12 protein-coding genes and 1 tRNA gene are annotated in these 11,077 nt (G+C 57.5%); 7 read left to right on the top strand and 6 right to left on the bottom strand.

Annotation, left to right across the window (positions count from 1 at the left end):
* Positions 1-106 precede the first annotated feature (106 nt).
* Both NR195_RS22060 and rsmC read right to left on the bottom strand, forming a co-directional pair.
* Positions 107-193 (bottom strand) — tRNA-Leu (locus NR195_RS22060).
* Positions 194-344: 151 nt separating this feature from the next.
* Positions 345-1,376, bottom strand: coding sequence for a 16S rRNA (guanine(1207)-N(2))-methyltransferase RsmC (gene rsmC, locus NR195_RS22055; RefSeq protein ID WP_010253598.1), 1,032 nt, complete (start codon positions 1,374-1,376; stop codon positions 345-347).
* Positions 1,377-1,482: 106 nt separating this feature from the next.
* Here rsmC and NR195_RS22050 point away from each other — a divergent pair, with 106 nt between their 5' ends.
* Genes NR195_RS22050 through yjjG form a run of 3 tightly spaced genes read left to right on the top strand, consistent with a single transcriptional unit; the run spans position 1,483 to position 3,004 of the window.
* Positions 1,483-1,893 carry a DNA polymerase III subunit psi gene (locus NR195_RS22050; RefSeq protein WP_022625367.1) on the top strand — a complete coding sequence of 137 codons (411 nt, stop codon included), beginning with the start codon at positions 1,483-1,485 and terminating at the stop codon, positions 1,891-1,893.
* Positions 1,865-2,305: a ribosomal protein S18-alanine N-acetyltransferase gene (gene rimI / locus NR195_RS22045; RefSeq protein ID WP_010671713.1), complete on the top strand. Its 441-nt coding sequence runs from the start codon at positions 1,865-1,867 to the stop codon at positions 2,303-2,305. The genes NR195_RS22050 and rimI overlap by 29 nt, the downstream gene beginning before the upstream one ends.
* An 18-nt stretch (positions 2,306-2,323) precedes the next feature.
* A complete protein-coding gene (gene yjjG / locus NR195_RS22040) occupies positions 2,324-3,004 on the top strand; it encodes a pyrimidine 5'-nucleotidase (protein WP_010671712.1) in 681 nt (226 codons plus the stop codon).
* Between the two features lie 664 nt (positions 3,005-3,668).
* Here the strand turns inward: yjjG and NR195_RS22035 are convergent.
* Positions 3,669-4,319, bottom strand: coding sequence for a YtjB family periplasmic protein (locus NR195_RS22035; protein ID WP_010253606.1), 651 nt, complete (start codon positions 4,317-4,319; stop codon positions 3,669-3,671).
* 107 nt (positions 4,320-4,426) lie between these two features.
* Between NR195_RS22035 and serB the strand changes: the two genes are divergently transcribed.
* The 3 genes from serB to nadR all read left to right on the top strand — a co-directional run bounded on the left by serB (position 4,427) and on the right by nadR (position 8,117).
* On the top strand, positions 4,427-5,404 hold the full coding sequence (gene serB, locus NR195_RS22030; RefSeq protein ID WP_256844916.1) for a phosphoserine phosphatase: 978 nt from the start codon (positions 4,427-4,429) through the stop codon (positions 5,402-5,404).
* Positions 5,405-5,417: 13 nt separating this feature from the next.
* Positions 5,418-6,800 (top strand): DNA repair protein RadA, encoded by a 1,383-nt coding sequence (gene radA / locus NR195_RS22025; protein WP_010253610.1) that lies wholly within the window; start codon positions 5,418-5,420, stop codon positions 6,798-6,800.
* Positions 6,801-6,875: 75 nt separating this feature from the next.
* Entirely contained in the window at positions 6,876-8,117 is a 1,242-nt protein-coding gene (nadR, locus tag NR195_RS22020; protein WP_010253612.1) for a multifunctional transcriptional regulator/nicotinamide-nucleotide adenylyltransferase/ribosylnicotinamide kinase NadR, read from the top strand.
* 45 nt (positions 8,118-8,162) lie between these two features.
* On the opposite strand, the gene NR195_RS22015 is transcribed toward nadR, so the two are convergent.
* Positions 8,163-9,164: a zinc-binding alcohol dehydrogenase family protein gene (locus NR195_RS22015; protein WP_187492009.1), complete on the bottom strand. Its 1,002-nt coding sequence runs from the start codon at positions 9,162-9,164 to the stop codon at positions 8,163-8,165.
* Positions 9,165-9,368: 204 nt separating this feature from the next.
* Between NR195_RS22015 and NR195_RS22010 the strand changes: the two genes are divergently transcribed.
* Positions 9,369-10,265: a LysR family transcriptional regulator gene (locus tag NR195_RS22010; protein WP_010253616.1), complete on the top strand. Its 897-nt coding sequence runs from the start codon at positions 9,369-9,371 to the stop codon at positions 10,263-10,265.
* Here the strand turns inward: NR195_RS22010 and NR195_RS22005 are convergent.
* Positions 10,246-10,848 carry a putative adenosine monophosphate-protein transferase Fic gene (locus tag NR195_RS22005; protein WP_033770937.1) on the bottom strand — a complete coding sequence of 201 codons (603 nt, stop codon included), beginning with the start codon at positions 10,846-10,848 and terminating at the stop codon, positions 10,246-10,248. The genes NR195_RS22010 and NR195_RS22005 overlap by 20 nt on opposite strands.
* A gap of 12 nt (positions 10,849-10,860) precedes the next feature.
* Entirely contained in the window at positions 10,861-11,025 is a 165-nt protein-coding gene (locus NR195_RS22000) for a YhfG family protein (RefSeq protein WP_109652447.1), read from the bottom strand.
* Positions 11,026-11,077 lie beyond the last annotated feature (52 nt).

The following is an 11,077-nucleotide window of genomic DNA, read 5'->3' as shown; positions in this document are numbered from 1 at the left end:
GAGGGACTTGAACCCTCACGTCCGTTAAGACACTAACACCTGAAGCTAGCGCGTCTACCAATTCCGCCACCTTCGCGCAGTGCTCGCGATATGAAACTTGTGATTTTGGTGCGAAGAGAGGGACTTGAACCCTCACGTCCGTTAGGACACTAACACCTGAAGCTAGCGCGTCTACCAATTCCGCCACCTTCGCATACCCGTAACACCTTGAGAATGTTACAACCACGGAGGCGCATTCTAGAGATTTTACTCTTTGCGTCAACAACTATTTCGTCGGGCTGAAACGATCGCTGTAAAAAGCAACGTTTTCAGCCCGGCAAAGCAGTTAACAGCAGGAAAAACCCTTAGCGCGTTTTGGCACCGCGACCATAGACGGCACGGTAAACTTTAAAGCGCCCGGTTTGCGCGATGACTTCGTGACTGCCGAAGGCTTCATCCAGCGCCTGCGGATAGGGCAGGAAGGTGTTAGCAACGATACGCAGCTCGCCGCCGGTATTCAGGTGCTTCACCGCACCACGAATCAGCGCCTGTGCGGCGTCGAGGCTGGTCTGAGTGCCTTCATGGAAGGGCGGATTAGAGATAATCATGTCGAAACGACCGGTCACGTCAGAGAAGACGTTGCTGGCGAAGACTTCGCCCTCGATGCCATTGGCGGCCAGCGTCGCTTTACTTGCTTCAATCGCCGCTGCATGCACGTCACACAGCCACAGACGCACTTTAGGCGAACGGGCAGGCAGCGAGGCGGCAATCACGCCCGCGCCACAGCCCATATCCAGCACTTTACCTTTGGTGTGTGGGGTAAAGGTCGACAGCAGCAGGGCGCTGCCGCTATCCAGACCGTCACGGCTGAAGACGCCAGGCAGGGTATGAATCGTCAGACCATCGAGCTGATACTGGTGACCAAAGGTGCTGGCATCGAATTCAGGCTGTTTGTCGAGGCGACCGTGGTAGAGACCACAGCGACGCGCGCTGTCGATCTTCTCCAGCTTCACCCATGACTCCATCATGCCTTCGGCGCTGCGCACGCCGCTGCGGTTTTCACCGACCACGAACACGTCGCAGCCCACCGGCAGCAGCGACAGCAGGTTCTGCAGCTGGAACTGCACTTCCGGCTTATTCTTGGTCCAGAAGTAGACCAGGGTATCGCAGCCCTGCACATCTTCGGCCTGAGCAACCATTCCGTAACGCGCCTGCTCGCCCATACGGCGGCTCAGGTTTTGCCAGTGATGATATTGCTGGGTGTGAACGCGCGATGAGGCGGTTTCCAGCTGAGCGGGCAGGTCATCCTGCAGATCGCCAGCAAATAAAACATGGCGGGCGGTAAATTCATCACTGTGGCGCAGAATGACTTCGCTGGCCGGGGTAAAAGCAGACATGTAGGGCTCCTGTAAGATCTGAGCGGGGATTATAGTGGTTTGTTGGCGCATGTTCGATGGGTTTGCTAGCATAGCGTCGCATTCAGGCAGCAGAACAGGTAACACCATGACGTCCAGGCGCGACTGGCTTTTACAGCAAATGGGAATTACGCAGTACCAACTGCGCCGCCCGCGCGTGCTTCAGGGCGAAATTGCCGTCACGCTGGCACCGGACACGCAGTTGATTATTGTCGCTGACGCACCACCCGGCCTGCATGAACCGCTGATGCGCGATGTGCTGCATGCCCTCAATCTGCAACCCGCTCAGGTAATGACCGTGACACCGGATCAGCTGCAAATGCTGCCGGAGACGCTGAACTGCGCGGGCTGGCTGCTCGGCGTAGAGAGCGAACAGACTTTCAATGGCGTGGCATTAACCAGCGCCTCTTTCAATGAACTGATCAGCAGCGGCGTCGCCAAACGCGCGCTCTGGCAACAGATGTGTAACCATGACAGCCATCTCTTTACTCACCCCTGACGATCTGGCGCAGGCCTTCGCCATTGAGTGTCGTAGCCACGCGTTTCCCTGGAGTGAAAAGACGTTTGCCAGCAATCAGGGCGAGCGCTTTATCAATTTACGTCTCGACGTTGACGGCCAAATGGCCGCCTTTGCGATTACGCAGGTGGTACTGGACGAAGCCTCGCTGTTTAACATCGCGGTCGATCCCGCTTTTCAGCGCCGGGGATTGGGCCGCCAGCTGTTGCAGCATCTGATCGATGAGTTGATCAAACGCGACGTACTGACGCTGTGGCTGGAAGTGCGCGCCTCGAACCTGCCCGCCATCGCGCTCTATGAGCAGCTTGGATTCAATCAGGTCAGTCGTCGCCCCAACTATTATCCCACCGCCAGCGGCCGTGAAGATGCCATTCTCATGGCACTGACGCCGTAGCGGTGTTAAGGAGCTTTAATGATTGATAACTGGGATTGCATCCTGTTTGATGCCGACGATACCCTTTTTCATTTCGACGCCTATGCCGGTTTGCAGCGCCTGTTCGCCGGTTATGACGTGCAGTTCACCGACCAGGATTACAGCGATTATCAGGCGATAAACAAGCCGCTGTGGGTCGATTATCAGAACGGTGCTATCTCCGCGTTACAGCTGCAGACTCAGCGTTTCAACCACTGGAGCGAAAAGCTCAGCGTTGCGCCGGAGATCCTCAACAGCGGCTTCCTCAGCGCAATGGGAGAGATCTGCACGCCGCTGCCGGGCGCGGTCAGCCTGATGAATCAGCTGCATGGCCGGGTGAAAATGGGCATCATCACCAACGGTTTTACTGCGCTGCAGCAGACGCGTCTGGAGCGCACCGGTTTCCGTGATTACTTCTCGGCGCTGGTAATCTCCGAGCAGGTCGGCCAGCCAAAACCGGCGCCAGAGATTTTTGATTACGCACTGAATCTGATGGGCAACCCGGATCGTGAGCGGGTGCTGATGGTGGGTGATACGCCAGAGTCAGACATTCTGGGCGGCATGAATGCCGGTATTAAAACCTGCTGGCTCGATCATGGCACCCGGCCATTGCCGGAACATATTAAGCCCACCTGGCAGGTCAAATCACTGGGCGAGCTGGAAGCGCTGCTCATCGGCTAACGCAAGACGCCTCGCAAATCAGCATCTTTCCCATAAAAAAGGCCCGCACAGCGGTAATGTCAGTCAGTTAAGCGACAGGTGATAACGCAGTCTGGTGCCGGGCAGGGGCTGGCGGTCCTCGCGCCGCTGCGCGGTTCCTTCACTTCATTCCTCTGCCTGACGGACCGCCGGGGATGGCACATCCTGTGCCGCCCCGCCTTTCGCCCGCGTCCTGCGGGCTCTCCTGGCAGACTCATTCTGTTCAGCGCTGCGGATTGCCTGCCCCTGCCCGGCCCCGGCCTGCTCTGAAACTTCAGTGTGAATTGTTAAAAAGGGCACGAGAGTGGAGGCCTGAGCGCCTCTGCTGCTGAAAGGGCTATCCGCAGCGCTGAGGCGTGACGGCGGGCCAGAAGTCCACGCCGGGAAGCGTGGACAGGTCGGGGCCGGCCAGGGAGGGCCGATCCCCGAACGGTTCGTCGGCACGACGTCAAAGCCGAAGGTACCGCGTGAGCGGCGCGAGGACGGCCCGGCAGCAGCAGAGGTGCGCTGGCCCGCACTGAGGCTCGCTCGCCCATAAAAAAAGCTGCCACGTCTGACCGTGACAGCCTTTACAAATCTAATCTTAACTGACCAGCATTACCGCTGTGCGGGCCTTTCTTGTTTTATCTTTACCGCAGCCGGAGCGTTACTCTTTCTTCTCGTCGTCCTCATCCCGATCCTCTTTCACCGGGGTGCTGGCGGTGAGCAGGAACGGTGACTGCTGCCAGCGGGTGCGGCGGTGGCGCAGCAGGGTGCGTGAGAGAATAATGCCGATAGCCAGCGCCAGCAGCATCATCAGACGCAGAATATTGGTGGTGTTATCGACCTGATGTGAGTCGGTGACGAGCACGTGGGTATCCAGCGTCACGCGCAAAAAGCCCAACGGACCCTCGTTTCCGGCCAGCGGCTGCACAATCTGATGGTTGAAATAGCTGCCTGCGCGCTGGCCGTCGAGCGCCAGCCGATCGCGTACATTGATGTTTTCACCGCTGTGCGCCACCAGGCTGCCGTCGCCGTCATAGACCGATGCATCCAGAATACGGCTGTTAGCCGTCATCTGATTAAGAATGGCTTCTATCTGAGTCCGGTTATTTTCACTGTTGTCCATCAACGGCTTAAGGCTGAACGCCACCTGGCTGGTCAGCGTATGTGCCAGCTCCTCGACCTGTTCAGAACGTGCCGCCTGATGGCCGAGGCTGAACCAGGATGCGCCCTGCATCAGCACGACCAGCAGCGCCATCGAGATGAGAACGATCACGGTACGATGTAAGCGAAATTTCAGTGCGGTTTTAGCCATTAATCATCCGGGTCATATCACAACAGAAAGCCTGGAGATTATGTTGCCAGAAGCGGCGCAGACAAGGTAGCCTCTTGCGTGGTTTTGTTGTCCCTACAGGAGCTCTGATGCCAAATCGTTTAACCTGGTGCGATCTTCCCGCCGATGTCTCCCTCTGGCCGGGTTTGCCCCTTTCTCTTAGCGGTGATGAAGTGATGCCGCTGGATTATCGCGCTGGCCGTACCGGCTGGCTGCTGTATGGCCGCGGGCTGGATAAGCAGCGGCTGACCGATTACCAGCACCAGCTGGGTGCCGCCATGGTGATCGTCAGCGCCTGGAACGTCGATGAGTATCAGGTGATTCGCCTGGCGGGATCGCTGACGCCGTTTGCCAGCAAGCTGGCGCACGACGCTGGCCTGGATGTCGCGCCGCTGGGCAGAATCCCGCATCTCAAAACGCCAGGCCTGCTGGTGATGGATATGGACTCCACCGCGATTCAGATCGAGTGCATCGATGAGATTGCAAAACTGGCGGGCTGTGGCGAGCAGGTGGCGGAAGTCACGGAACGTGCGATGCGCGGCGAACTCGACTTCACCGCCAGCCTGCGTCAGCGCGTGGCTACGCTGCAGGGGGCAGACGCCAATATTCTGAAACAGGTACGTGATGTTCTGCCGCTGATGCCGGGCTTAACGACGCTGACGCAGAAGCTGCAGGCGCTGGGCTGGCAGGTTGCCATCGCGTCTGGCGGCTTTACCTACTACGCCGAATACCTGCGCGACAAGCTGCATCTGTCGGCGGTGGTGGCTAATGAACTCGAAATTCGCGACGGCAAACTGACCGGCAACGTGCTGGGACCAATTGTCGATGCACAATACAAAGCCGATACCCTGAAGAAGCTGGCGCAGCGTTTTGACATCGCGCCGGAACAGACGGTGGCGATCGGCGATGGTGCCAATGACCTGCTGATGATCAAAGCCTCAGCACTGGGCATTGCGTTCCATGCTAAACCTAAGGTGAATGAGCAGACTGCGGTCACCATTCGCCATGCCGATTTAATGGGGGTGTTCTGCATCCTCACCGGCAGCCTGATCCACGAAGAGCGTTAACTGAGGTATTGATTTGGCCAAAGCGGCAAAACGCGCATTTGTCTGTAACGAATGTGGCGCAGATTACCCACGCTGGCAGGGGCAGTGCAGCGCCTGTCACGCCTGGAACACCATCACCGAGGTGCGCATTGCCGCCTCGCCCGCGGCTGCGCGTAACGAGCGCCTGAGTGGCTATGCCGGCAGCGCCGGAACCAGCCGGGTGCAGAAGCTCTCTGAAATCAGCCTGGAGGCGTTACCGCGCTTCTCGACCAGCTTCAAAGAGTTTGACCGGGTGCTGGGCGGCGGGGTGGTGCCGGGCAGCGCCATTCTGATTGGCGGCAGCCCCGGCGCAGGCAAATCCACGCTGCTGCTGCAGGTGATGTGCCGGTTGTCAGAGGGGATGAAAACCCTGTATGTCACCGGTGAAGAGTCACTGCAGCAGGTGGCGATGCGCGCCCATCGTCTGGGATTACCCACCGAAAATGTGAATATGCTGTCGGAAACCAGCATTGAGCAGATCTGCCTGATCGCCGAACAGGAGCAGCCGCAACTGATGGTGATCGACTCGATCCAGGTGATGCACATGGCGGAGATCCAGTCCTCGCCCGGCAGCGTCGCCCAGGTGCGTGAAACCGCCGCTTACCTGACGCGCTTCGCCAAGACGCGCGGTGTGGCGATCATCATGGTTGGTCACGTCACCAAAGATGGTTCCCTGGCCGGACCGAAAGTGCTGGAACACTGTATCGACTGTTCGGTGCTGCTGGATGGCGATGCCGATTCCCGCTTCCGCACCCTGCGCAGTCATAAAAACCGCTTCGGCGCGGTTAATGAACTGGGTGTGTTTGCCATGACCGAGCAGGGCATGCGTGAAGTCAGCAACCCGTCAGCTATTTTCCTGTCGCGCGGCGAAGAGATCACCTCGGGCAGTTCGGTGATGGTGCTGTGGGAGGGAACGCGACCGCTGCTGGTGGAGATTCAGGCGCTGGTCGATCACTCCATGATGGGCAATCCACGCCGCGTGGCAGTGGGTCTGGAGCAGAACCGCCTGGCGATTCTGCTGGCAGTATTGCACCGTCACGGCGGATTGCAGATGGCGGATCAGGATGTGTTCGTTAACGTGGTCGGCGGCGTCAAAGTCACTGAAACCAGTGCTGACCTGGCGCTGATGCTGTCGATGGTGTCGAGCCTGCGCGATCGTCCGTTGCCGCAGGATCTGGTAATCTTCGGCGAAGTGGGACTGGCGGGCGAAATCCGTCCGGTGCCCAGCGGTCAGGAGCGCATCGCTGAAGCGGCGAAGCATGGCTTCAAACGCGCCATTGTGCCGGCAGGGAATGCACCGAAAAAACCGATTGCCGGGATGCAGGTTTTCAGCGCGAAGAAGCTGGCCGATGCGCTGGCGATTCTGGACGATCTGTAACGCGCCTGCGGCCGCCAGCGAAAAGCCGCTGGCAGGCCGCTCCCACCTTAACCGCATTGATGCAGGAGGCACGACATGTCGTCGTTTGATTATCTGAAAACGGCCATTCGCCAGCAGGGTCACACGCTGCAACAGGTCGCTGATGCCAGCGGCATGACCAAAGGCTATCTGAGCCAGTTGCTCAATGCCAAAATCAAAAGCCCCAGCGCGCAAAAGCTGGAGGCGCTGCACCGTTTTCTGGGTCTGGAGTTTCCGCGCCGCGATAAAACGGTCGGCGTGGTGTTTGGTAAATTCTATCCGCTGCACACCGGCCATATCTATCTGATTCAGCGCGCCTGTAGCCAGGTCGATGAGCTGCATATCATTATGGGCTACGACGAGCCACGTGACCGCGAACTGTTTGAGAACAGCGCGATGTCACAACAGCCCACGGTCAGCGATCGCCTGCGCTGGCTGCTGCAGACCTTTAAGTATCAGAAAAATATCCGCATTCACGCCTTTGATGAGGAGGGGATTGAGCCCTATCCGCACGGCTGGGATGTCTGGAGTAAGGGCGTCAGCGCGTTTCTCAGCGAGCATGGTATTGCGCCGGACTGCATCTACACCAGCGAAGCGCCCGATGCGGAGATGTATCAGCAGCATCTTGGCATTCAGACCGTACTGGTCGATCCCAGCCGATCCTTTATGAGCATCAGCGGCGCGCAGATCCGTCAGGATCCGTTCCGCTTCTGGGATTATATCCCGACCGAAGTGAAACCTTTCTTTGTGCGCACCGTGGCCATCCTCGGCGGGGAGTCGAGCGGTAAATCGACGCTGGTGAATAAACTCGCCAACATCTTCAATACCACCAGTGCCTGGGAATATGGCCGCGACTATGTCTTCTCCCACCTGGGCGGTGATGAAATGGCGCTGCAATATTCAGATTACGACAAGATCGCGCTGGGCCAGGCGCAGTACATCGATTTCGCGGTTAAATACGCCAATAAAGTGGCCTTTATCGACACCGACTTTGTGACCACGCAGGCGTTTTGTCTGAAGTATGAAGGGCGTGAACATCCGTTTGTGCAGGCACTGATCGATGAATATCGCTTTGATCTGGTGATTCTGCTGGAGAACAACGTGCCGTGGGTTGCCGATGGCTTGCGCAGCCTGGGCAGTTCCGTGGATCGCCGGGAATTTCAGTCGATGCTGGTGACGATGCTGCGGGAAAACAACATCGAGTTCCTGCACGTGCAGGAAGATGATTATGACACCCGGTTCCTGCGCTGCATTGAACTGGTGAAAGCGATGCTGGGCGAGAAAAACGCCCAGCCGTAACGCATGCTGTGACCCGGTCTGCCGCAGAGCAGCCGGGTCAGCGCATTAATACACCATCACTACTTTGCCGCGCATGTGGCCTTCCAGCACGCGCTGATGGGCGGCAGTTAAGGTCTCAACGCTTAAGCCGTGCAGCGTCTCGCTCAGTGTGGTTTGCAGCTTACCTTCATCCAGCAACGCCGAGACGGCATCCAGAATCTCACCCTGACGCGCCATATCCGGGGTATTAAACATGCTGCGGGTGTACATCAGCTCGAAGTGCAGTGCGGCACTCTTCAGCTTCAGCTGATCCATCGACAGCGGATGTTCGTTTTCCACGATGGTGCAGATATGACCCTGCGGGGCAATAAGCTTTGCCATGGTTTCCCAGTGACCGTCGGTATCATTCAGGCAGAAGATATAATCGACCTGCTTAATGCTCTGTTTTTCCAGCTCTCCAATCATATCTTTGTAGTTGATCACCAGATCGGCGCCGCGATCGCGGCACCACTGCGCGGAATCTTCACGCGAAGCGGTGGCAATGATCTTCACCTTGCTGCGCAGTTTTGCCAGCGGGATCGCCAGCGATCCGACGCCGCCTGCGCCGCCCACGATCAGCAGCGTCTGATCTTCCGTTGCTGACTCCAGGTTCAGTCGCTCAAACAGTCCTTCCCAGGCGGTCAGGGCCGTCAGCGGGATCGCGGCGGACTGCGCCCAGTCCAGGCTCTCTGGCTTGTGACCGGTAATGCGTGAGTCAACCAGCTGCTCGGTGCTGTTACTGCCAGGACGGGTCAGGTCACCCGCATAAAAAACTTTATCGCCTGGCTTAAAGTTGCTGACTTTGCTGCCCACTTCCAGCACCACACCGCTGGCATCCCAGCCGAGGATGCGTGGCTGCTCTAATCCGTTCTTCTTCGCCCCTTTGTGAACCTTGGTATCGACCGGATTTACCGATGCGGCTTTGACTTCGACCCGCAGGTCATACTCCCCTGGCGCTGGGGTTTCAGGGAAAATTTCAGTGAAGTTTTCAGGACTTTCCGGATTAATTGCGATAGCGCGAATAGACATACATTTTTCCTGTTTAGTCAGGCTGGAAGCCTGGATCTGGTGGTTGCCATTCTGGCCCTGAAGAGTGCTCACACTCCGCAGGGGCTGTGCCACGCTGTCCGTGGCTGACTGGCTGATGATTCGGAACAGGCTTTAAGTGTAGAACCTGATTTTAGCAGTGATAAGATGGACAATCTTTCATAGAGTGTTCGTCTGAGGTGAACAATGGCATTTCGCCAGTGGCAGGATATGGCACTGTTTGCGCTGGTGGCGGAGTGCGGCAGCTTTACCGGCGCGGCAGAACGTGCAGGGCTGCCAAAATCGAGCGTCAGTCAGCGCATCAGCCAGCTGGAGCAGCGGCTGGGAATTCGGTTGCTGAACCGCACCACCCGCCAGCTCAATCTGACCTTTGCCGGTGAGCGCTATCTGCTGCATTGCCAGGAGATGATGCAGGCCAGTGAACGCGCCGATCAGGCGATCGCCAGCCTGCGTGAAAATCCCAGCGGGCGTCTGCGTATCACCAGCCCGGCGGGGATTGGTGCCACGCTGCTGGCGCGCTGTAACGCGGCGTTTTTACGTCTCTATCCCGATGTGACGCTGGATGTCTCGATCTCCGATGAGATGCGTGATCTGGTGCAGGAGGGCTTTGATGTGGCGCTGCGCACCGGTCAGCCGCAGGAGTCCTCGCTGATTGGCCGCCGGATAGGCAACTGCCCGCGACTGCTGGTCGCTTCACAGCGCTATCTTGATCAGCATCCGCCGCTGGTTCATCCACAGCAGCTGTCGGCCCACCGCTGTATAGCGCATCGTGCCTGGAATGAATGGGTGTTGCAGCGCGATGACGAATTCTATCGCTGGCTGCTGCCGCCAGGCCATCTCACGGACAATTTGCTCTATGCGCGCGAATCTGCGCTGGGCGATGCGGGCATTACGCTGCTGCCGCACTTTCTGACCGACGGGGCGATGGCGGATCCCCGGCTGGTGCCGGTATTGCCGGAATGGGAAATCGAGGGGAATGAGCTCTGGCTGGTCTATCCGGGCCGTAAACTGAATTCACCTGCGCTGGCGCGGTTTATTGAGTTCGCGCTGCAGTCACCGGTGTTCAGGGAGTTTTATCGCTGACCGGTACAATGTGGCGCAGGAAGAGTGCCGCCATTTTTTCCGGGCCACTCTGGTAACCCGCGATATTTGCCGCTAACCAGTCGCTGGGGCTCACGCCTTCCCAGTTCACCTGATAGCCTGCGTGAAGAATGATATGTTCGAACAGAATGCGTAATGCCCGGCCGTTTCCTTCCCGAAAGGGGTGCAGAATATTGAACTCGCAGTAATACCAGGCAACCTGATGACAAAAAGCTTCATGGTCAGCCTGCTCCAGCCATCTTTCGCACGCCAGTTTTGCAAATAATTTCTCCGCTTCACGCAGAATAAAAGCGGGCTGGCAAAAGCGGGTCTCTCCTTTGCTGATAGAGATATCACGTATCTGCCCCGCCCAGCTATAAAGCTCGTTAAACAGGCAGTAATGAATGTGACACAGTGACTGAAGGGTAAAAGGAGGATGAGAGAGCTTAATGGTGTGAATGGTCAGCGCGGTAACAGCACGCTCAGCCTGATCCAGCAGGGTTTGTTCGCGGATATCATAGCGATTGATCAGCACATCGGAATCGGGATAACAGTAGTGATCTCGCCAGACAAGATAACGATTCACGTTGGCTTCCTGTTACTGCTTATAGCGACGTCGAACCTGTTCCAGGGTCGATAACTCAGCATCTGCTGAAATACGTATCCCCTCCAGCAGGGAACTTGCGGCAAAGTTTGCGACTTTAGTGGCTTCATAAATCGCTTCAGCTTTTTTAGCCACTGGCCGCTCAGCTTTTTTCTTCATTGCGTTCAGCCCTTAAAACGTCACTGGTGAAGCAGGAGGAGGCCTGAGCCTC

Origin of the sequence: Pantoea sp. Ft-CA_14, from assembly GCF_024520875.1 — a bacterium.
Taxonomy (GTDB): Bacteria; Pseudomonadota; Gammaproteobacteria; order Enterobacterales; family Enterobacteriaceae; genus Pantoea; species Pantoea agglomerans.
This window is presented reverse-complemented; position numbering and strand designations above follow the sequence as displayed.

What these genes read in the sequence shown, in the direction of transcription:
- yjjG (WP_010671712.1), top strand. Translation starts at nt 2,324, where the DNA reads ATGATTGATAACTGGGATTGCATCCTGTTTGATGCCGACGATACCCTT.
- NR195_RS22050 (WP_022625367.1), top strand. Translation starts at nt 1,483, where the DNA reads ATGACGTCCAGGCGCGACTGGCTTTTACAGCAAATGGGAATTACGCAG.
- rimI (WP_010671713.1), top strand. Translation starts at nt 1,865, where the DNA reads ATGACAGCCATCTCTTTACTCACCCCTGACGATCTGGCGCAGGCCTTC.
- NR195_RS22035 (WP_010253606.1), bottom strand. Translation starts at nt 4,319, where the DNA reads ATGGCTAAAACCGCACTGAAATTTCGCTTACATCGTACCGTGATCGTT.
- serB (WP_256844916.1), top strand. Translation starts at nt 4,427, where the DNA reads ATGCCAAATCGTTTAACCTGGTGCGATCTTCCCGCCGATGTCTCCCTC.
- nadR (WP_010253612.1), top strand. Translation starts at nt 6,876, where the DNA reads ATGTCGTCGTTTGATTATCTGAAAACGGCCATTCGCCAGCAGGGTCAC.
- NR195_RS22010 (WP_010253616.1), top strand. Translation starts at nt 9,369, where the DNA reads ATGGCATTTCGCCAGTGGCAGGATATGGCACTGTTTGCGCTGGTGGCG.
- NR195_RS22015 (WP_187492009.1), bottom strand. Translation starts at nt 9,164, where the DNA reads ATGTCTATTCGCGCTATCGCAATTAATCCGGAAAGTCCTGAAAACTTC.
- NR195_RS22000 (WP_109652447.1), bottom strand. Translation starts at nt 11,025, where the DNA reads ATGAAGAAAAAAGCTGAGCGGCCAGTGGCTAAAAAAGCTGAAGCGATT.
- rsmC (WP_010253598.1), bottom strand. Translation starts at nt 1,376, where the DNA reads ATGTCTGCTTTTACCCCGGCCAGCGAAGTCATTCTGCGCCACAGTGAT.